14 protein-coding genes are annotated in these 20,565 nt (G+C 73.9%); 11 read left to right on the top strand and 3 right to left on the bottom strand.

The annotated features are described in order from the left end of the window. Positions 1 to 32: 32 nt before the first annotated feature. The 8 genes from AB0L29_RS06905 to AB0L29_RS06940 all read left to right on the top strand — a co-directional run bounded on the left by AB0L29_RS06905 (position 33) and on the right by AB0L29_RS06940 (position 9,205). On the top strand, positions 33 to 1,247 hold the full coding sequence (locus tag AB0L29_RS06905) for an FAD-dependent oxidoreductase (RefSeq protein ID WP_365824136.1): 1,215 nt from the start codon (positions 33 to 35) through the stop codon (positions 1,245 to 1,247). Continuing rightward, the gene (nirB, locus tag AB0L29_RS06910; protein ID WP_365824138.1) at positions 1,247 to 3,862 is read left to right on the top strand and encodes a nitrite reductase large subunit NirB; all 2,616 of its coding nucleotides are present in this window, start codon (positions 1,247 to 1,249) and stop codon (positions 3,860 to 3,862) included. Before AB0L29_RS06905 ends, nirB begins: the two co-directional genes overlap by 1 nt. Next, positions 3,859 to 4,209 (top strand): nitrite reductase small subunit NirD, encoded by a 351-nt coding sequence (nirD, locus tag AB0L29_RS06915; protein WP_365824140.1) that lies wholly within the window; start codon positions 3,859 to 3,861, stop codon positions 4,207 to 4,209. Before nirB ends, nirD begins: the two co-directional genes overlap by 4 nt. A 104-nt stretch (positions 4,210 to 4,313) precedes the next feature. Then, the gene (locus AB0L29_RS06920) at positions 4,314 to 4,898 is read left to right on the top strand and encodes a TetR/AcrR family transcriptional regulator (protein WP_365824142.1); all 585 of its coding nucleotides are present in this window, start codon (positions 4,314 to 4,316) and stop codon (positions 4,896 to 4,898) included. A 68-nt stretch (positions 4,899 to 4,966) separates the two neighbouring features. Then, complete coding sequence (locus AB0L29_RS06925; RefSeq protein ID WP_365824143.1) at positions 4,967 to 5,731, top strand: glucose 1-dehydrogenase; 765 nt, start codon at positions 4,967 to 4,969, stop codon at positions 5,729 to 5,731. A gap of 340 nt (positions 5,732 to 6,071) precedes the next feature. After that, positions 6,072 to 7,019 carry a superoxide dismutase gene (locus AB0L29_RS06930; RefSeq protein ID WP_365824145.1) on the top strand — a complete coding sequence of 316 codons (948 nt, stop codon included), beginning with the start codon at positions 6,072 to 6,074 and terminating at the stop codon, positions 7,017 to 7,019. 344 nt (positions 7,020 to 7,363) lie between these two features. After that, entirely contained in the window at positions 7,364 to 8,521 is a 1,158-nt protein-coding gene (locus AB0L29_RS06935; protein ID WP_365824147.1) for an alkaline phosphatase PhoX, read from the top strand. Between the two features lie 174 nt (positions 8,522 to 8,695). Beyond that, the gene (locus tag AB0L29_RS06940) at positions 8,696 to 9,205 is read left to right on the top strand and encodes an NUDIX hydrolase (RefSeq protein WP_365824149.1); all 510 of its coding nucleotides are present in this window, start codon (positions 8,696 to 8,698) and stop codon (positions 9,203 to 9,205) included. A gap of 131 nt (positions 9,206 to 9,336) precedes the next feature. Here AB0L29_RS06940 and ppdK read toward each other — a convergent pair whose 3' ends face one another. Together ppdK and AB0L29_RS06950 are read right to left on the bottom strand one after the other, a co-directional pair. Next, on the bottom strand, positions 9,337 to 12,030 hold the full coding sequence (gene ppdK / locus AB0L29_RS06945; RefSeq protein WP_365824666.1) for a pyruvate, phosphate dikinase: 2,694 nt from the start codon (positions 12,028 to 12,030) through the stop codon (positions 9,337 to 9,339). 493 nt (positions 12,031 to 12,523) lie between these two features. Continuing rightward, positions 12,524 to 13,759: an ROK family protein gene (locus tag AB0L29_RS06950; RefSeq protein WP_365824151.1), complete on the bottom strand. Its 1,236-nt coding sequence runs from the start codon at positions 13,757 to 13,759 to the stop codon at positions 12,524 to 12,526. A 120-nt stretch (positions 13,760 to 13,879) separates the two neighbouring features. Here AB0L29_RS06950 and AB0L29_RS06955 point away from each other — a divergent pair, with 120 nt between their 5' ends. The 3 genes from AB0L29_RS06955 to AB0L29_RS06965 all read left to right on the top strand — a co-directional run bounded on the left by AB0L29_RS06955 (position 13,880) and on the right by AB0L29_RS06965 (position 19,255). Beyond that, positions 13,880 to 15,328 carry a hypothetical protein gene (locus AB0L29_RS06955; RefSeq protein ID WP_365824153.1) on the top strand — a complete coding sequence of 483 codons (1,449 nt, stop codon included), beginning with the start codon at positions 13,880 to 13,882 and terminating at the stop codon, positions 15,326 to 15,328. After that, complete coding sequence (locus tag AB0L29_RS06960; protein ID WP_365824155.1) at positions 15,325 to 17,271, top strand: glycogen debranching N-terminal domain-containing protein; 1,947 nt, start codon at positions 15,325 to 15,327, stop codon at positions 17,269 to 17,271. The genes AB0L29_RS06955 and AB0L29_RS06960 overlap by 4 nt, the downstream gene beginning before the upstream one ends. 175 nt (positions 17,272 to 17,446) lie before the next feature. Beyond that, positions 17,447 to 19,255, top strand: a complete 1,809-nt coding sequence (locus AB0L29_RS06965; RefSeq protein ID WP_365824157.1) for a CDP-alcohol phosphatidyltransferase — start codon at positions 17,447 to 17,449, stop codon at positions 19,253 to 19,255. Here AB0L29_RS06965 and dusB read toward each other — a convergent pair whose 3' ends face one another. Beyond that, the gene (dusB, locus tag AB0L29_RS06970) at positions 19,256 to 20,473 is read right to left on the bottom strand and encodes a tRNA dihydrouridine synthase DusB (RefSeq protein WP_365824158.1); all 1,218 of its coding nucleotides are present in this window, start codon (positions 20,471 to 20,473) and stop codon (positions 19,256 to 19,258) included. Positions 20,474 to 20,565 lie beyond the last annotated feature (92 nt).

Genomic DNA, 20,565 nt, shown 5'->3' on the forward strand with positions numbered 1-20,565 from the left:
CCGGGTAACACCGGCACCGCAGGCTCGGTGCCATGACCTCGAACGAGCGTGTGGTGGTGATCGGCACCGGCCTCGCGGGCGTGCGTCTCGCCCGGCGGCTCGGTGAACTCGGCACGCCCGCGACGCTGATCGGCGAGGAGGAGCACCGCCCGTACAACCGGGTGCTGCTCGCCGAGGTGCTGGCCGGGCGGTACAGCCCCGAGGTGATCGCGCTGCCGGCTCCGGCGGGGCTGGTCCGCGGGCGGGTCACCGGCATCGACCGCGCCGGGCGGACGGTGCGGTGCGCGGACGGCTCGGTGATCGCGTACGACACGCTGGTGCTGGCCACCGGCTCCAACCCGGTCCTGCCGCCGCTGCGCGGCCTGTTCACGCCCGACCGCGTGCTGCCCGAGGGCGTGCACGCCTTCCGCACCATGGACGACTGCCTGGGCCTGTCCAAGGCGGTCCGGCCGGGCGTGCGGGCCGTCGTCGTCGGGGGCGGGCTCCTCGGGGTCTCGGCGGCCCGGGCGCTGGCGGTGCGCGGCGCGCAGGTCGTCCTCGCCCAGCAGGCCGAGCGGTTGATGGAACGCCAGCTCGACCCGGCGGCCTCCCGGCTCGTCCGGCGGCACCTGACCGGCCTGGGCGTCGAGGTGCACACCGAGTGCCGGGTGCGCGACGTGCGCTGCGCCGGCGGCGCGGTCCGCTCGGTGGAGATGGCCGACGGCTACGCCCTCGACGCCGACCTGGTGGTCCTGGCCTGCGGTGTCCGCCCGCGCGTGGGCCTCGCCGAGGACGCGGGGCTCGCCGTCCGCAGGGGCGTCGTCGTCGACGACGAACTGCGCACCTCCGACCCGCGCATCCACGCCGTCGGCGACTGCGCCCAGCACCGCGGCACGGTGTACGGGCTCGCCGCCCCGGCGCTGGAGCAGGCCGACGCGCTGGCGGCGCTGCTGGCCGGCGACGCCGGCGCCCGCTACACCGGCACCCGTTCCCTGACCCGGCTGACCCTGCCGGGGCACGACGCCCCCTTCGACCTCGCCGCGTTCGGCGAGCCGCAGGCGCGTGCGGGCGACGACGTCGTCCAGCTCGCCGACGCCACCCGTGGCACCTACCGCAAGGTCATCGTCCGCGACGACCGCCTGGTCGGCGGGGTCCTCGTCGGCGAACTCGGCACCGTCGGCGCGCTGGCGCGCGCCTGGGAGGGAGCGGAGCCGCTCCCCGACGACGGCCCCCTGCTCCACCTGCTCACCAACGATGGAGGCTCCTGATGACGGCCACCCCGGGGACGCACCCCACGATCGTGCTCGTCGGCCACGGCATGGTCGGCCAGCGCTTCCTCGAAGCGCTCGCCGAGCGCGGCCTGACCGCCACGCACCGCGTGGTCGTGCTGTGCGAGGAGCCGCGCCCGGCGTACGACCGCGTCCAGCTCACCTCGTACTTCTCGGGCAGGACCCCGCAGGACCTGTCCCTGACCGACCCGGGGTTCATCGCGGACCACGGCATCGAGCTGCACGTCGGCGACCCGGCGCGGACCGTCGACCGTGCGGCGCGCAAGGTCACCGCCCGTTCCGGTCTCGTCGTCGACTACGACGTCCTGGTGCTGGCCACCGGCTCCTACCCGTTCGTGCCGCCGGTGCCGAACAAGGACGCCCCCGGCTGTTTCGTCTACCGCACCATCGAGGACCTGCTCGCGATCGAGGCGTACGCGAAGAGGGCCCGGGTCGGCGCCGTGGTGGGCGGCGGTCTGCTCGGCCTGGAGGCCGCGGGCGCGCTCAAGGGCCTGGGCGTCCGGACGCACATCGTGGAGTTCGCGCCGCGCCTGATGCCGGTGCAGGTCGACGAGGGCGGCGGCGCCGCGCTGCTGCGCACCGTCACGGACATGGGCCTGACCGTCCACTGCGGCACGGGCACGCAGGAGATCGTGACCGGCGTGGACGGCGCTGTCACCGGCATGAAGCTGTCCGACGGGTCCGAGATCGCCACCGACATGGTGATCTTCTCCGCCGGTGTCCGCCCCCGCGACCAGCTGGCCCGCGACTGCGGCCTGACGGTCGGCGAACGCGGCGGCATCGCGGTCGACGAACAGTGCCGCACGGTCACCGACCCGCACGTGTTCGCGATCGGCGAGTGCGCGCTGGCGGCGGACGGCCGGGTGTACGGCCTGGTGGCGCCGGGGTACGAGCAGGCCGAGACGGCGGCCGCCACGATCGCCGCCGACGAGGCCGCGTTCACCGGAGCGGACCTGTCGACGAAGCTGAAGCTGCTCGGTGTGGACGTGGCGTCCTTCGGCGACGCGCACGGCACCACCGAGGACTGCCTGGACGTGGTCTACTCCGACTCCCGCGCGGGCCTGTACAAGAAGCTGGTCGTCGGCCGCGACGGCACGCTGCTGGGCGGCATCCTGGTCGGCGACGCGGAGGCGTACGGCACGCTGCGCGCCCTGACCGGCTCGGTGCCGCCCGTCGCGCCCGAGTCGCTGGTGCTGCCCGCCGGCTCCGGCGAGTCCGCCCGGCTCGGTCCGTCCGCGCTGCCGGACGAGGCGATCGTCTGCTCCTGCCACAACGTCTCCAAGGGCACGATCCGCGGCGCGGTCACCGACCACCGGTGCACGACCGTGCCCGAGGTGAAGAAGTGCACCAGGGCCGGCACCGGCTGCGGCTCCTGCGTCAAGGTGCTCGGCCAGCTCGTCGACGCCGAGCTGGAGGCGAGCGGCATCGAGGTCGACAAGGGCCTGTGCGGCTGCTTCGGCCAGACCCGCGAGGAGCTGTACGAGATCGTCCTGGCGCTGCGCGTCACCTCCTACCGGGACCTGCTGGACCGCTACGGCCGCGAGGAGGCCCGCGGCGGCGAGGGCTGCGAGATCTGCAAGCCGGCGGTCGGCTCGATCATCGCCTCCCTCGCCCCGGCGATCGGCGCGAGCGGCTACGTCCTGGACGGCGAGCAGGCCGCGCTCCAGGACACCAACGACCACTTCCTGGCCAACCTGCAGAAGAACGGCTCCTACTCGGTCGTGCCCCGCATCCCCGGCGGCGAGATCGCCCCGGAGAAGCTGATCGTGATCGGTGAGATCGCCCGCGACTTCGGCCTCTACACGAAGATCACCGGCGGCCAGCGCATCGACATGTTCGGCGCCCGCGTCGAGCAGCTGCCGCTGATCTGGGCCCGCCTGGTGGACGCCGGCTTCGAGTCCGGCCACGCCTACGGCAAGGCGCTGCGCACGGTGAAGTCCTGCGTCGGGCAGACCTGGTGCCGCTACGGCGTGCAGGACTCCGTCCGCATGGCGATCGACCTGGAGCTGCGCTACCGGGGCCTGCGCTCCCCGCACAAGCTGAAGTCGGCGGTCTCCGGCTGCCAGCGCGAGTGCGCCGAGGCCCGGTCGAAGGACTTCGGCGTGATCGCCACGGCCAACGGCTGGAACCTGTACGTCGGCGGCAACGGCGGCGCGACCCCGCGCCACGCGGACCTGCTCGCGCAGGACCTGTCCGACGCCGAGCTGATCCGCCTGATCGACCGGTTCCTGATGTTCTACATCCGCACCGCCGACCGTCTGGAGCGCACCTCCACCTGGCTGGAGCGGATCCCGGGCGGCCTGGACCACGTGCGGGACGTCGTCGTGCACGACTCGCTCGGCATCTGCGCGGAGCTGGAGTCCCTGATGGCCGCGCACGTCGCGCACTACCGCGACGAGTGGGCCGAGACCGTCAACGACCCCGACAAGCTGGCCCGGTTCGTGTCCTTCGTGAACGCGCCCGACACCCCGGACCCGGTCGTCGCCTTCGTCCCCGAGCGGGACCAGATCAAGCCCGACCTGCCGCTGCTGTCCGTCGGCATGCGGCCGGCCCGATCCGAGGAAGCCGCCCTGGAAGGAAGCGCCCAGCGATGACCCTGGCTCTCGAGACCACCGATCTGAAGGTCGAACTCCGGCTGGCGGGCGACTGGTTCGCGGTCTGCGACCTGAGCGCGCTGTCCCCGGGCCGCGGGGTGGCGGCCCTGCTGCCGGACGGCCGTCAGGCGGCCCTCTTCCGCGACCGCGACGGCCGGCTGTACGCCGTCGACAACCGCGACCCGTTCACCGGCGCGGCCGTCCTCTCCCGCGGCCTGACCGGCACCCACCGGGGCCGCCCGTTCGTGGCCTCGCCGCTGCTGAAGCAGCGCTTCGACCTGGCCTCGGGGCAGTGCCTGGACGACGAGGCGGTGCGGGTGGCGACGTACGAGATCCGGACCTCGTGAGGGTTCTCCCCGCGGGAGGCCCTCCGCAGGAGAACCCTCGCGGGGAGAACTCCCGCAAGAAATTTTATTGACTGATCGTTTCAGAAAATTCTAGGCTGCGGTGCGTGGCCAGGACCAAGGAGTTCGATCCGGACGCCGCGCTGCAGGCAGCTCTCGAGCTCTTCTGGCAGCGCGGCTACGAGGCGACCTCGATGTCCGACCTCGTGACCCACCTCGGCATCGGGCGCGCCAGCATCTACGCGACCTTCGGCAGCAAGCACGAGCTGTACCTGAAAGCACTGGAGCACTACCAGCGGGAGCGGCTGCCCCGGATGCTGCGCGAGCTGTCCCGGCCCGGGCCCGTGCTGCCCGCCGTGCGGGCGCTGGTGCGGGCCTACGCCGCCGAGGCGGCGGCCGAGGACCTGCGGGGGCGCGGCTGTTTCGTCACCAACACGGCGGCCGAGCTCGCCCCGCGCGACCCGGCCGCCGCACGGCAGGTCGAGCGGAACTGGGACCACCTGGAGACCGTGCTGCACTCGGCGCTGGTCCGGGCCCAGGCCCGGGGCGAGCTGTCCGCCGGCCGCGACCCGCTCGCCCTCGCCCGCATGCTGCTGGTGCTGCTGCAGGGCCTGCGCGTGGTCGGCAAGGCGTCGCCGGATCCCGCCCGGGTGCGGGACGCGGCGGAACAGGCCCTGGCGCTGCTCGACTGAGACGCCCCCGACGAGGGGCGTTTTTCATGCCTTCATACTGAATCGATCGGTCAAAAAAAGGGGAGATCATGACCAGCCGTTTCACCGGCAGGACCGTGCTCGTCACCGGAGCGGGCTCCGGCATCGGGCGGACCGTCGCGCTCGCGTTCGCCGCCGAGGGGGCGCACGTCGTGGTGGCCGGACGCAGGCGCGACCCGCTCCAGGAGACGGCGGCCCTGGCCGAGGAAGCGGGCGGCAAGGCCCTGGCCGTCACCGCCGACGTGTCCCGCGCCGCCGACGTGCAGGCCCTCGTCGACACCGCCGTGGAGCACTTCGGCTCGCTCGACGTGGCGGTCAACAACGCGGGCGTCTTCCGGGGCGGACAGCCCCTGGCCGATCTGTCCGAGGAGGACTGGCGCACCCAGCTCGACGTCAACGTCACCGGTCTCTTCCTCGCCCTGCGGGCCGAGATCCGCCAGATGCGCACCCAGCCGTCCGGCGGCGCGATCGTGAACGTCGCCTCCACCTTCGGCGTGCACTCCCGCCACCCGGGAGCCGCCGCGTACGCCGCCACCAAGGCCGCCGTCTCCGTCCTGACCAGGGGCGCCGCCCTCGACCACATCCGCGAGGGCGTCCGCATCAACGCCGTCAGCCCGGGCGCCACCGACACCCCGATGTCCCTCGGCCCGGGCGAGACGGAGGCCGAGCGTGCCGAGCGCGCCCGGGCGACCCTCCCCCTCGGCCGGATCTCCTCCACCGAGGAGGTGGCCGCCGCCGTCCTGTACCTGGCCTCGGACGACGCGGCCTCGGTGGTGGGCACCGACCTCGTGGTGGACAGCGGCGCCACGGCCTGACCGGGGGCGCCGCCGGCCGTGACCGCCCGGAGGGGCGGCCCCGTCCGGGCCCCGGCGGCCGCCGGACAGCGGTCGCCGGGGCCGTGGGGGGACGGGCACACCGCCGGCGCGGGGCCGGACCGGCGGTGTCGCCGTATCGCGGCCACCGGGTCATCCTGGACGGCGAGGAGAGCTCCGGTCCGCGATCGAGGAGGTGCCGGCCCGGCCCGGGCGGGCCGCGGGAGACCGCCGCCGGCTGCCGGGTTCCCGTCGGTCCCGCCGCGTCCCGCGCGCCCGGCGGACCGTCCGAACCGTCCGAGTTTCATCGCGTCGTCCCCCCACCGTCACGGAGGCCCGCACCATGAACCGGAACCACCCCCGCCCGTCCCGGCGCGCCGTGCTCGGCGGAGCCGCCGCGGCCGCCCTCACGGCCGTGGCCGGCACCGGCACGGCCGGGGCCGCAGGGCCGAGGACCACCTGGCCGTCCGAGTTCCCGCTCCCCGACGGCTGGCTGCCCGAGGGCATCACCATCGGCGGCGGGCCGTACGCCTACCTGGGCTCCCGCGCCCACGGCGGCGTCTACCGCGCCGACCTGCGCACCGGCAGGGGCGGGGTCCTGTACGAGGGCGCCGCCGGCCTGGCGTCCATCGGCCTGAAGCTGGACCGCGACGGCCTGCTGTACGTGGCCGGCGGGGCCGGCGGCTCCGCGCGGATCATCGACGCGCGCACCGGTGAGCCGCTGGCCACCCACCGGCTCACCGCCGCCACCGGCCACTTCGTCAACGACGTGGTGCTGCTCGGGGACCGCGCCTGGTTCACCGACTCGCGGGAGGCCGTGCTGTACGGCGTGCCGCGCGGCCGGCGCGGAGAGGTCCGCGCCCTGCCGCTCACCGGCGACTGGACGCAGCTGCCGGACGTCAACAACGCCAACGGCGTGGTCGGCACGCCCGACGGCCGGGGCCTGATCGTCGTCAAGAGCGCGCCGGGCGAGCTGTACCGCGTGGACCTCGGGACCGGGCGCGCCGCGCGGATCGCGCTGACCGGCGCGGACGACGTCGCCAACGGCGACGGGCTGGTCCGCGTCGGCCGCACGCTGTACGTGGTGCAGAACCGGCTGAACAAGGTGACCGTGTTCGATCTGGACGCCGGGGCCACCCGGGCGGCCCTGCGGCGCACGATCACGGACCCGCGCTTCGACGTCCCCGCCACCGCCGCCCGCTTCGGCGACCGGCTCTACCTCGTCAACGCCCGCTTCACCAGCCCGCAGACGCCGCAGACGACGTTCAACGTGGTGGCGGTGCCCCGGTAGGGCGCCCGGCCCGCCCGCCGGGCCGCCGGCGCGCCGTACGTCACGCCCGCCAACCGCCCGGAGGCCGCCCACGGCGACCCGGCGCCGTGCCGCCGCGGGTCCGGGGCGCCCGCCAGAAGGGCCCCGGAGCCCCGGCGCGCAGGTGCACAGGCCAGGCGCACGCCGGCGCACGGCTTCGGCGCTCCCCGCCCGGCGCGCCCCCGCCGCGGAACGGTGGACACCCGCCCGTACGCCCCCGTCACGGCGCGTCCACGGCGTGTCCACCTGGTGCCCCTAGGTTCCTCGACCGCACGACCCCGCCGCCGGCCGGCGGCGGGGCGGCCACGGCACCTCCTGGAGCGAGAGTGGAACGTCGTACCTTCCTGCGTGCGGCCGCCGTCGGCGGCTCCTCCGCCGTGTTCGGCGGCACCCTGTGGCGCGGCGCCGCGTACGCCGCCCCCGCCCAGCCGGGCACCGGCCCCTACGGCCCGCTGGGCGCGCCGGACGCCAACGGCCTCAGACTGCCCGCCGGCTTCACCGGCCGGGTGGTCGCCCGGTCCGGCCAGCGGGTCGGGAGCACGTCGTACACCTGGCACGACGCCCCCGACGGCGGCGCCTGCTACGCCGACGGCACGGGCTGGATCTACGTCTCGAACTCGGAGGTCGACCCGGGCGGCGGCGCGAGCGCGGTGAGGTTCTCGTCGACGGGCGCGATCACGGGCGCGTACCGCGTCCTGTCCGGCACCCGCCAGAACTGCGCGGGCGGCAGGACCCCGTGGAACACCTGGCTGTCCTGCGAGGAGGTGGACCGGGGCTACGTCTACGAGACCGACCCCTGGGGCGTGAAGGCGGCCGTCCGCCGCGACGCCATGGGCCGCTTCAAGCACGAGGCGGCGGCGGCCGACCCGGTCCGCAAGGTGGTCTACATGACGGAGGACGTCACGGACGGCTGCTTCTACCGCTTCCGGCCGGCCACCTGGGGCGACCTGTCCGCCGGCACGCTGGAGGTCATGGTGGCCGGCACCGGCGCCTCCGGCCCGGTCACCTGGGCCCGCGTCCCCGACCCCACCGGCGCCACCGCCACCCGCAACCAGGTCTCCGGCGCCAAGCGCTTCAACGGCGGCGAGGGCTGCTACTACGCGAACGACACCTGCTGGTTCACCACCAAGGGCGACAACCGCGTCTGGCAGTACGACGCGGCCGCCCAGACCATCGCACTCGCCTACGACGACTCCCTGGTGGCCTCCGGCACGCCCCCGCTCACCGGCGTCGACAACGTCACCGGCTCCGCCTCCGGCGACCTGTTCGTGGCCGAGGACGGCGGGAACATGGAGATCTGCGTCATCACCCCCGACGACGTGGTCGCCCCCTTCCTGCGCGTCGACGGCCAGTCCGGCTCGGAGATCACCGGCCCGGCCTTCTCCCCCGACGGCACCCGCCTGTACTTCTCCAGCCAGCGCGGCACGACGGGCAGTTCCTCGGGCGGCATCACCTACGAGGTGCGGGGCCCGTTCCGCACGTGATCCCCTCCGGACGGTCCGGGGACGGGCCGGCCCCCGCCGGCCCGTCCCCGGACCGCGACGGCGGGGGCCGCCCGCGGGACCCGGCGCGGCCGCCTCGGTGACCATCCGCGCGTCCGGCCGTTCCACCGGTGGGGCGGCCGCCTCGGGCCGCCCCACCGACGGAAGGACACCATCGTGGGAACGACCGCCCCCGAACCCGCAGTGCTGCCGCACGCCGAGTGGGTCAAGACGCTGCCGCAGGCCGTCGTCGCGTCCTGCGTCCTGCTGCTGGACCGCGAGGACCGGATCCTGCTGCTGCGCTACGCCGGGGCCCAGCCGGGCGCCGGCACCTGGTGGCTGCCGGGCGGCATGCTCGACCACGGCGAGGACCCGGTCGGCGCCGCGCGCCGGGAACTGTACGAGGAGACCGGCATCGCCCTGGACCGCGATCCGAGGTTCCTCGGCTACGACCACCGGGCCGACGTGAAGGGCACCGGCCCGGCGATCGACTTCTTCTTCTACGGCGGCGTCCTCGCGGCCGGGCAGACCGTCCGGCGCAGCCCGGAGCACGACCGGGACGGCCTGTTCACGCCGACGGACCTGGCGGCGCTCCCCCTGACGGCTCCGCTGCCGGTCCTCACCGCGCTGCACGCCGCGGCCCGCGCGGGGACCGTCGTGTGCCTGCGGGAGGGACGGCCGCGCTGAGGACGCGGGAGGGCGGCACCCCCGCACGGGTGCCGCCCTCCCCGGTGTTCCGGAGCCGCCGCGATCGGTGAGGGTCGGGGACCACGACGGCTCCGGGGTCCAGGCGGCCCTCGACGGGCCGCCACGCGGATCTACCGGTGGTCGCTGCCCATCGCCTGGACCGCCGCCCGGCCCGCCTCCAGGCGGGCCACCGGGATGCGGAACGGGGAGCAGGAGACGTAGTCGAGTCCGACCTCGTGGAAGAAGTGGACCGACTCCGGGTCACCGCCGTGCTCGCCGCACACGCCGAGCTTCAGGTCGGGACGGGTCCGGCGGCCGGCCTCGGCGGCCAGCTTCACCAGGGAGCCGACGCCGTCCTTGTCGATGGTCTCGAACGGGCTGACGCCGAAGATGCCCTTCTCCAGGTACGCGGTGAAGAAGCTCGCCTCCACGTCGTCCCGGCTGAAGCCCCACACCGTCTGGGTCAGGTCGTTGGTGCCGAAGGAGAAGAACTCCGCCGCCTCGGCGATCTGGCCGGCGGTCAGCGCGGCCCGCGGCAGCTCGATCATCGTGCCGATGGCCAGCTTCAGCTCGGTGCCGGTGGCCTCCTGGACCTCGGCGATGACTTTGTCGGCCTCCTCGCGGACGATCTCCAGCTCCTGGACCGTGCCGACCAGCGGGATCATGATCTCGGCGCGCGGGTCGCCCTTGGCGCCCTTGCGCTCGGCCGCCGCCTCGGCGATCGCCCGGACCTGCATGGTGAACAGGCCGGGGATGACCAGGCCCAGGCGCACACCGCGCAGACCCAGCATCGGGTTCTGCTCGTGCAGGCGGTGCACGGCCTGGAGCAGGCGCAGCTCGTTCTCGTGCGGCTCCTGGCGGGCCTCCGCCAGGGCGACGCGCACCGACAGGTCGGTGATGTCGGGCAGGAACTCGTGCAGCGGCGGGTCCAGCAGGCGGATCGTCACCGGCAGGCCGTCCATCGCCTCGAACAGCTGGACGAAGTCCTGCTTCTGCAGCGGCAGCAGCTCCTTCAGCGACTCCTCGCGCTCGGCCTCCGTGTCGGCCAGGATCAGCCGCTCCACCAGCTCGCGCCGGTCGCCGAGGAACATGTGCTCGGTGCGGCACAGGCCGATGCCCTGGGCGCCGAAGCGCCGCGCCCGCAGCGCGTCCTCGGCGTTGTCGGCGTTGGCCCGCACCCGCAGGCGGCGCTTGCGGTCGGCGAAGGACATCATCCGGTGCACGGCCTCGACCAGTTCGTCGGCGTCGTCGGCGCCCGGGTGCATCCGGCCCTCGAAGTACTCCACGACCGGGGACGGCACCACCGGGACCTCGCCCAGGTAGACCTTGCCGGTGGAGCCGTCGATGGAGATGACGTCGCCCTCCTCGACGACGCGTCCGCCGGGGACCGTCATGCGGCGGCGCTTGGTGTCGACCTCCAGCTCCTCCGCGCCGCAGACACAGGTCTTGCCCATGCCGCGCGCGACCACGGCCGCGTGCGAGGTCTTGCCGCCGCGCGAGGTGAGGATGCCCTCGGCCGCGATCATGCCGTCCAGGTCGTCGGGGTTGGTCTCGCGGCGGATCAGGATGACCTTCTCGCCGGAGCGCGACCACTTCACCGCGGTGTAGGAGTCGAAGACGGCCTTGCCGACCGCCGCGCCCGGCGAGGCGGCGATGCCCCGGCCGATCTGCTCGACCTTCGCGCTCTCGTCGAAGCGCGGGAACATCAGCTGGGCGAGCTGCGCGCCGGTGACGCGCTGCAGCGCCTCGGCCTCGTCGATCAGGCCCTGGTCCACCAGCTGGGTGGCGATGCGGAAGGCGGCGCCGGCGGTGCGCTTGCCCACCCGGGTCTGGAGCATCCACAGCTGGCCGCGCTCGATGGTGAACTCGATGTCGCAGAGGTCCTTGTAGTGGTTCTCCAGCGTCTCCATGATCTGCATCAGCTGGTCGTACGACTTCTTGTCGATGCGCTCCAGCTCGGCGAGCGGGACGGTGTTGCGGATGCCCGCGACCACGTCCTCGCCCTGCGCGTTCTGCAGGTAGTCGCCGTAGACGCCCTGGTGGCCGGAGGCGGGGTCGCGGGTGAAGGCGACGCCCGTGCCGGAGTCGGGGCCGAGGTTGCCGAAGACCATGGAGCAGACGTTGACGGCCGTGCCCAGGTCGTGCGGGATGCGCTCCTGGCGGCGGTAGAGCTTGGCGCGGTCGCCGTTCCAGGAGTCGAAGACCGCCTTGATGGCCAGGTCCATCTGCTCGCGCGGGTCCTGCGGGAAGTCCCGGCCGGCCTCCTTCTTGACGATCTTCTTGAAGGTGGTGACCAGCTTCTTCAGGTCGGCGGCCTCCAGCTCGGTGTCGACCGTGACCTTCTTGGCCGCCTTGGCCTTCTCCAGCGCGTCCTCGAAGAGCTCGCCGTCGACGCCGAGGACGGTCTTGCCGAACATCTGGATGAGGCGGCGGTAGGAGTCCCAGGCGAAGCGCTCGTCGCCGGCCTGCCGGGCCAGGCCCTGCACCGACTTGTCGGACAGGCCGATGTTGAGGACGGTGTCCATCATGCCGGGCATGGAGAACTTGGCGCCGGAGCGGACCGAGACCAGCAGCGGGTCGTCGGCCTGGCCCAGCTTCTTGCCCATCTTCTCCTCGAGGGCCGCGAGGTGCGCGCTCACCTCGTCACGCAGTGCCGCCGGTTCCTCGCCGCTCTCCAGGTAGACCTTGCAGGCCTCGGTGGTGATGGTGAAGCCGGGGGGCACCGGAAGGCCCAGGTTCGTCATCTCGGCGAGGTTGGCACCCTTTCCGCCGAGGAGGTCCTTGAGGTCCTTGTTGCCCTCGGTGAAGTCGTAAACGAACTTCACGCCCTCAACGCTGTTGCCGTGCTCAGCTACCTGGAGATCTTTGTTTTCCGACACGGGTCTCGACTCCTCGAGGACGCGGTGGCTGCCCTGACGGCGAGGAACATACCCAGATCGAAGGCATCTGGGTACGTCCACTTGCGCGTCATGCGCCTGTAACCACTCGTCCGCCAGCGGATCGAAAGTCAAGGCTTGGCAAGCGGTTGACGGCGCATGTTTTCACCTCTTGAACGCATCGGCCTCCACAGGCCGACGAAGTCGCTCATGTGAGCGACTATCGCCACGATTGATTTCGCCCGATGAACGATCAAAGGGTGGCACTGAGTGCCACCCTTTGGAGAAGTGCAGTCGCCCGCGATTCGCTCATCTGAGCGCATCCCTTATCAAGGGTGGCGAGAATCACGCTGCCACAGACGCCCTGATTTCACCATGCGGACGCGGGTTCGGACGGAAACGCGCTCGTCACCCGGGGGCCGCCCGCGCCCCGGAGGAACCCTCACAGCCCGAGCGCCCGCAGCCGCTCCTCCACCCGCTCCGGCGCGTACAGGTGCTCGACGACCAGCGCCCCGGCCCCCACCAGCCCCGCCCGCTCGCCGAGCCGCGAGACCACGACCTCCAGGCGGGCGGTGGAGCGCGGCAGCGCCCGCTGGTACAGCAGCTCGCGGACGCCGGTGAGGAAGGGCGTGCCGGCCAGATCCCCGGCGATCATCAGCACCCCGGGGTTGAGCAGCGTCACCACCGTCGCCAGGACGTCCCCGACCCGGCGCCCCGCCTCCCGGGCGAGCCCGACCGCCTCGGGGTGCCCGGCCGCCAGCAGGTCCCGCACGTCCGAGCCGGAGGCCGCCGGCACGCCCGCCTGCGCCAGCCGCCGCGCCACGGCGCCACCGCTCGCCACGGCGGCCAGGCAGCCGTACGAGCCGCACCGGCACAGCGCCCGGTCGCCCTCCGGCACCCGGATGTGGCCGATGTCCCCGGCGCCGCCGTCGACGCCCCGGTAGACCGAGCCGTCCACCACCACCCCCGCGCCGATGCCGGTGGAGACCTTGACCAGCACGAACGCCGAGCAGTGCGGGTATCCGGTGCGCTGTTCGCCGTACGCCATGAGGTTGGCGTCGTTGTCGACGAGCACCGGCACCCGGGCGGCACCCGTGTGCTCGGTGAAGGCCCTGGCCAGGCGGCCGGTTATGTCGTAGCCGTCCCAGCCGGGCATGATCGGCGGCTGGACGACCCGGCCGGTCCCGCTGTCGACGGGCCCGGGGACGGCGAGCCCGATGCCGCAGACCTCCTCGGCCCGGCGCCCGGCCTTCCGCAGCAGCTCGGCGAACCACAGGCCCAGTTCCCCGAGGACCGCCTCGGGGCCGTCCTCGACGACCAGCGTGCCCGCGTGCTCGGCGAGGATCTCGCCGGAGAGGGTCAGGACGGCGGCGCGCGCGTGCCGGGTGTCGAGGTCGGCGGCGAGGGCGACGGCGTGCCCGTCGTCGAACTCCAGGGTGATGGAGGGCCGTCCGCCCAGCGGGGAGTCCACCGGCCCCCCGGCGCCCTCGCGCAGCCAGCCCGCGCGGAAGAGGCGGTCCAGGCGCTGGCCGACGGTGGCCCGGGACAGCCCGGTCGCCTGCTGGAGCGCGCCCCGGGTCGTGGCGCGGCCGCTGCGCACCAGGTGGAGCAGATCGCCGGCGCTCGCCTGGCCGCCCCCCTTGGTGGATGTCCCGGTCCTTCCCGGCCGTCCGGTCATGCACACCCCCTTGTGTTCATCGAGCCTGCATTACATAGTGGGTTTTGCGTGTTAAATAGACGTAACTCTACGGCGGCCATGATCGAACCGGTCGGCCGGACGTCTTCCGGGGAGTCCCGAGTGGATCGCACCGCCCAACTGCCCACCCGTCCCGCACGACCGCCCGTCGCACACGATCCGGCCGCGCCGTCGTCCCCGCACCTCAGGGCCGCCCGGGTGCTGGAGGAGAACTGGACGGGCACGTCCACCGTCCCCTCGCGGGGGCTGTATCCGCACCAGTGGTCCTGGGACTCGGCGTTCATCGCGATCGGCCTCAGGCACCTGTCGCCGCTCAGGGCGCAGACGGAGCTGGAGACGCTGCTGGACGCCCAGTGGGCCGACGGGCGGATCCCGCACATCGTGTTCAACCCCTCCGTCCCGCTCGACGCGTACTTCCCGAGCCCCGACTTCTGGCGCTCCTCGACCGCGGGGCGGGCGGCGGGCGCCCCGCGCACCGTACAGACCTCCGGGATCGTGCAGCCACCGGTGCACGCGCTGGCCGCCTGGCTCGTGCACCGCGCCGACCCGGGACTGTCCCGGGCGCGCGGCTTCCTCGTCCGGGCCTACCCGCGGCTCGCGGCCTGGCACCGCTACCTGCTGCACCGGCGCGACCTGGGCGGCGGCGGGCTGGTGTCCGTCGTGCACCCCTGGGAACAGGGTATGGACAACAGCCCCTGCTGGGACCGGCCGCTGTCCCGCGTCACCCCGGCCCCGGCCGGCGCCTTCCGCCGCGCCGACCTCGCCCACGGCTCGCCCGGGGACCGGCCGACGGACCTGGACTACGGGCGGTACGTGCGGCTGGCGGCGGACTACCGGGACCGGGGCTACACCGACGGGACGGACCGGGAGGCGGGCCGCGGGGGCGGCGGGGGCGGGGCGGGCGGCTTCGCCGTGGAGGACCCGGCGTTCAACGCCCTGCTCATCGCCTCCGAGCACGCGCTGGCGAGGATCGCGCACGAGCTGGGCGCGGCCGGCCCGGCCCGGCACGGACGCGCCCGGCGCCTGACGGCGGCGCTCGTCGACCGGCTGTGGGACCCGGCGGCGGGGATGTTCCTGTGCCGTGACGTGCGCGGCGGGGAGCTGATCCCCGAGCGCGGCGTCTCGGGGCTCGTCCCCCTGCTGCTGCCCGCGCTGCCGCGCGAGCTCGCCGCCGCGCTGGTCCGCACGATGTGCGGACCGCACTTCGGACTAGGCGGGGTCACCCGCCTCGTCCCGAGCTACGACCTGCTCGGCGAGGCCTTCGATCCGCACCGCTACTGGCGGGGCCCGGCCTGGTTCAACACCAACTGGCTGCTGGAGCGCGGACTGAGGCTGCACGGCGCGCACGGGCGGGCCGCCGCGCTGCGCAGGGCCCTGGTGCGGGTAGCCGACGCCTCCGGCTTCGCCGAGTACGTCGACCCGTACACCGGCGAGGCGTGCGGTGCGACCGGCTTCGGCTGGACGGCCGCGCTCACGCTCGACCTGCTGCACGCCCGGCCCGGACGGGACGGGAACGGTGTCAAGGCAATCACGGGAGGGGACCGGGGATGACGGAGCGGCATCATCTGCTCGTGCACGGCGGGACGTTCGCCAACGTGGGCGACCGCGGGGACATCGTCGGAATACGGGGCGGCACCTCCCCGGACGGGCTGTTCGTACGGGACGCCCGGCACCTGAGCCGGTGGCAGCTCACCGTGGACGGTGCCGTGCCCGAGGTCCTGAGCCCGGTGGCCGACGGGGACGGCGCGCGCTGCGTCCTCGTCCCGCGCGGCGGCCGGCAGGAGCCGCCCGCGTACACGCTCTTTCGCGAGCAGGCCGTCGGCGACGCCTCGTTCGTCGAGTCGCTGCGCGTGACCAGCAACCGCCCGGTGCCGGTCACGGTCCGCCTCGCGATCACGGCCGACGCCGACTTCGCCGACCAGTTCGAGCTGCGCTCCGACCACCGCACGTACGCGAAGGCCGGCGCCGTCCGCTCCCGTCAGGTCCTGGACCACGGCGTGGAGTTCACCTACCGGCGCGGCGAGTGGCGGTCCTGCACGACCGTGACGTCCGACCCCGTGCCGGACACCGTGGAGGAGACCGGCACCGGCGCCCGCCGTCTGGTGTGGACGCTGGAGCTCGCACCGCACGGCACGGCCGAGCTGGTCCTGCGGGTCATGGCCCGTCCGCACGGCGAGAAGCGCGCCCTGCGGGTGCCGCGCGACCCGGCCGCCGTGAACGAGCGGCAGCTGGCCCGCGAGGGCGAGTTCGTGGAGGGCGTGGCCTTCCCGACCGGCTGGCCAGAGCTGGCGGCGGCCTGCGCGAGGGGACTGGCCGACCTGGCCGCGCTCCAGGTCCCGGCCACCGGGCCCGACGGCGAGGAACTGCGCGTCCCGGCCGCCGGCGCCCCCTGGTTCCTCACCCTGCTGGGCAGGGACGCCCTGCTCACCTCGCTGTTCGCCCTCCCCTACCGTCCCCGGCTGGCCGCCGCCACGCTTCCCGCGCTGGCCGCGACCCAGGCGACCGGGGCGACGCCGGCCGGGCCCGACGCGGTCGCCCAGCCCGGCAAGATCGTGCACGAGGTGCGGCACGGCGAACTGGCGCACTTCGGCCAGGTGCCCTACGGCCGGTACTACGGCTCGGTCGACGCCACCCCCCTCTTCCTCGTCCTGCTCGGCGCGTACGTCGAGCAGACCGGGGACACGGCACTGGCCGGCCGGCTGGAGGCCAACGCCCGTGCCGCGATCGGCTGGATGCTGGACCACGGCGGACTGACCTCGCGCGGCTACCTGGTCCACCGCGCCGACCGGGGCGGCCTGGCCAACCAGAACTGGAAGGACTCCCCCGACGCCATCTGCTCGGCCGACGGCACGCGCCCCCACGGGCCGGTGACGGCGGCGGGGGCGCAGGGCTACGCGTACGACGCGCTGCGCCGCACGGCCTGGCTGGCCCGCACCGTCTGGGCGGACGAGACGTACGCCGCCCTGCTGGAGCAGGCGGCCGGCGACCTGCGCGACCGCTTCCAGCGCGACTTCTGGATGCCGGAGCACTCCTTCCCGGCCATCGCGCTGGACGGCAACGGCAGGCGGGTCGACGCGCTGGCCTCCGACGCCGGGCACCTGCTGTGGTCCGGGCTGCTGGACAAGGAGTACGGCGAGCTGGTCGGCCGGCGCCTGCTGGAGCCGGACTTCTTCTCCGGCTGGGGCGTGCGGACGCTGGCGGCGGGCCAGCCGGCGTACCACCCGCTCTCCTACCACCGCGGCTCGGTCTGGCCGCACGACAACGCGCTGATCGCGCTCGGGCTCGCCCGTTACGGCCTGCACGACGAGGCCCGCACGGTCGCGCACGGCCTGGTCGACGCGGCGACCGCGACCGGCCACCGGCTGCCCGGGGTCCTCGCGGGCTACGGCCGCGGCACCCATCCCGAGCCGGTGCCCTATCCACACGCGTGCGTGCGAGAGTCACGCTCGGCGGCGGCTCCGCTGGCGCTGCTCACGGCGGTCGGCGGCGCGTAGGGTCTGTCGGCGGCGCGCAGCGGGGCGGTTGGCGTGCCGTTTGCCGGGTGTTTGCCGAGTGTGGGCCCGGCAGGCTGAACACGCCCCGCGGACCGGCCGTACGGACATGCGGCGGACCCGACCTTCCCCCCACCGGGTCCGCCGTCCCACGGGTTTCGTACGGAAGGACCTCCGGGTGCCTGTCTTCACGCGCTTCCGCCAGCCGCCCGCCCCGGCCGGGGACACGGGCGACGGCACCGTCCGCGAAGCCCCCGGAGCCCCGGGGGTCCCGGGGGCTTCGCGGACGGTGCGGACGGTACGGACGGTGCGGGCCCGCCTCGCGCGCCTGCGTGCCTGGCGCACGCGGTACCCCGCCGCCGCCCGGGCGCTGTCCCGGATCACCACCGCCCTGGCCGCCGTGCTGGTCCTCGGGGCCCTGCTGCTTCCGAACACCCTCCAGGGCCTGCAGCCCGACCGGTTCACGCGCCTTCCCGCGGAGGCGATCGTCGGGGCCGCCGTGCTGCTCGCCCTGCCGCGCGTGCCGCGCCTGGTCGCGGCGGTGCTGTACGGGACCGGCCTCGGCGCGCTGACCGTCGTCAACGTCCTGGACATGGGCTTCAACGAGTACCTCGGACGGGGCTTCAACCTCGTGCTCGACTGGGGCCTGCTGGACGACGCCCAGGCGTACGTCGAGGACACGGCGGGCCGCACGGCCGCGACCGGCGCGGCCGTCGGTGCCGTCGTCCTCGTCCTGCTCCTGCTGGTCGTCATGGCCCTGGCGACGGTGCGGCTCGGCGACCTGCTGGCCCGGCACCGCGGCCGGGCCACCCGGGGCGCCCTCGCCGCCGGCACCGTCTGGATCACCTGCTCCGCCCTCGGCCTGCAGGTCTCCGGCATGCCGATCGCCTCCGACCGCAGCGCCGGGGCCCTGAAGGCGCAGGCCCACCGGGTCGCGGACACCCTGCGGGACGAGGCCGCGTTCGCGAGGGAGGCCAGGGCCGACACCTTCGGTGCCACGCCCCCCGGCCGGCTCGTGCCCGACCTGCGCGGCAAGGACGTGATCTTCACGTTCATCGAGAGCTACGGCCGCAGCGCGATCGAGGACCCGGTCATGGCACCCGGCGTCGGCCGGACGCTCGACACGAGCACCGAGGCGCTGGCGAAGGCGGGCTTTCGCGCGAAGAGCGGCTGGCTGACCTCGGCGACGTACGGCGGCAGCAGCTGGCTCGGCCACTCCACGGCCATGTCGGGCCTGTGGATCGACAACCAGCAGCGCTACCGCACCGTCACCGCCGGGGACCACCTGACCCTGACCGAGGCGTTCCGCAGGACCGGCGCCTGGGACACCGTCGGCGTCATGCCCGGTGTGCAGAAGGGCTGGCCGGAGGCTGAGTGGTACGGCCTCGACAAGGTCTACGACGCCTTCGACCTGGGCTACCGGGGACCGAAGTTCAGCTGGTCGACCATGCCCGACCAGTACGCCCTGGAGGCCTTCCAGCGCCGGGTGCACGGCCGGAAGCGCGACAGGCCGCTGATGTCCCTGGTCATCCTGACCTCCAGCCACCAGCCCTGGGCGCCGATCCCGAGGATGGTCGGCTGGGACGAACTGGGCGACGGCTCCGTCTTCCACGCCGTCCACGACGCCGGCCAGAAGCCCGGGGACGTCGTCACCGACGCCACCCGGTCGCGGCAGGAGTACGGCAAGTCGATCCAGTACTCGCTCACCAGCCTCACCCAGTGGCTGCAGCGCTACGGCACCGACGACACCGTGCTGGTCTTCCTCGGCGACCACCAGCCCGTCTCCCGGGTCAGCGGCGACCGCGCCTCGCGCGACGTGCCGGTCTCGATCGTCGCCAGGGACCCGGAGGTGCTGGACAAGGTCGACGGCTGGAAGTGGACGGACGGCCTCACACCGGCCCGGAACGCGCCGGTGTGGCCGATGAGCTCCTTCCGCGACCGCTTCCTGACGGCGTTCGGCTCGACCCCGTCCCCCTCCGGGGGCTGATCAGCCGCCGGAGGTGTCCAGCTCCGCGTCCTCGCCGACCCACGCGCAGTCGTACGGGTCCTTCAGCCAGCCGTCCGGCAGCACCACCCGGTTGTTGCCGGACGTACGGCCGCGGGGCCCGTCGGCGCCGGCCGGCCACGGCTGGTCGAGGTCCAGCTCGTCCAGCCCGGCCCGCAGCTCCTCCAGCGAGGAGGTGACCGCCAGTTTCCTGCGCATCTCGGAGCCGACCGCGAACCCCTTGAGGTACCAGGCGACGTGCTTGCGGAAGTCGACGACCCCGCGCGACTCGTCGCCGATCCACTCGCCGAGCAGGGTGGCGTGACGGACCATGACGTCGGCGACCTCCCGCAGGGTCGGCCGCGCGATGTCCCCGGTGCGTCCCTCGAAGGCGGCGACGAGGTCGGCGAACAGCCATGGCCGCCCCAGGCAGCCCCGGCCGACGACCACCCCGTCGCAGCCGGTCTCGCGCACCATGCGCAGCGCGTCCTCGGCCGACCAGATGTCGCCGTTGCCGAGCACCGGGATCTCCGGCACGTGCTCCTTCAGCCGGGCGATGGCGTCCCAGTCGGCGGTGCCGCCGTAGTGCTGGGCGGCCGTGCGCCCGTGCAGCGCGATGGCGGTGACGCCCTCCTCGACGGCGATGCGCCCGGCGTCGAGGTAGGTGATGTGGTCGTCGTCGATGCCCTTGCGCATCTTCATCGTCACGGGCAGGCCCCCGGCCCCGCCGACGGCCTCCCGCAGGATCGCCCGCAGCAGGTTCCGCTTGTAGGGCAGGGCCGAGCCGCCGCCCTTGCGGGTCACCTTGGGCACCGGGCAGCCGAAGTTCAGGTCGATGTGGTCGGCGAGGTCCTCCTCCGCGATCATGCGGACGGCCTTGCCGACGGTCACCGGGTCGACGCCGTACAGCTGGATGGAGCGGGGCCGCTCGCTCGCGTCGAACCTGATCAGCTGCATGGTCTTGTCGTTGCGCTCGACCAGTGCCCGGGTGGTGATCATCTCGCTGACGAACAGGCCCTTGCCGCCGCTGAACTCCCGGCACAGGGTGCGGAAGGGCGCGTTGGTGATCCCGGCCATGGGCGCGAGCACGACGGGCGGCCGCACCGTGTGCGGACCGATCCGCAGGGGCGCGTCCGCCGCATGCGTCGTGTCCGCCGCATGCGTCGTGTCCGTCGTGGGCGTCGTGTGCGTCGAGTTCCTCGTGGGCGTGGGCGTGGGCATTCCCCCATTGTCACGCACGCCGCGGGTACCCGGCACACAGAACCGTGCAACGGTCATTAGTTAACCGCACTATCGAGCGTACGATGGGAGCC

It is taken from the genome of Streptomyces sp. NPDC052701, from assembly GCF_040678355.1.
GTDB lineage: Bacteria > Actinomycetota > Actinomycetes > Streptomycetales > Streptomycetaceae > Streptomyces.

What these genes read in the sequence shown, in the direction of transcription:
- AB0L29_RS06905 (WP_365824136.1), top strand. Translation starts at nt 33, where the DNA reads ATGACCTCGAACGAGCGTGTGGTGGTGATCGGCACCGGCCTCGCGGGC.
- nirB (WP_365824138.1), top strand. Translation starts at nt 1,247, where the DNA reads ATGACGGCCACCCCGGGGACGCACCCCACGATCGTGCTCGTCGGCCAC.
- nirD (WP_365824140.1), top strand. Translation starts at nt 3,859, where the DNA reads ATGACCCTGGCTCTCGAGACCACCGATCTGAAGGTCGAACTCCGGCTG.
- AB0L29_RS06925 (WP_365824143.1), top strand. Translation starts at nt 4,967, where the DNA reads ATGACCAGCCGTTTCACCGGCAGGACCGTGCTCGTCACCGGAGCGGGC.
- AB0L29_RS06930 (WP_365824145.1), top strand. Translation starts at nt 6,072, where the DNA reads ATGAACCGGAACCACCCCCGCCCGTCCCGGCGCGCCGTGCTCGGCGGA.
- AB0L29_RS06950 (WP_365824151.1), bottom strand. Translation starts at nt 13,759, where the DNA reads ATGACCGGACGGCCGGGAAGGACCGGGACATCCACCAAGGGGGGCGGC.
- AB0L29_RS06960 (WP_365824155.1), top strand. Translation starts at nt 15,325, where the DNA reads ATGACGGAGCGGCATCATCTGCTCGTGCACGGCGGGACGTTCGCCAAC.
- dusB (WP_365824158.1), bottom strand. Translation starts at nt 20,473, where the DNA reads ATGCCCACGCCCACGCCCACGAGGAACTCGACGCACACGACGCCCACG.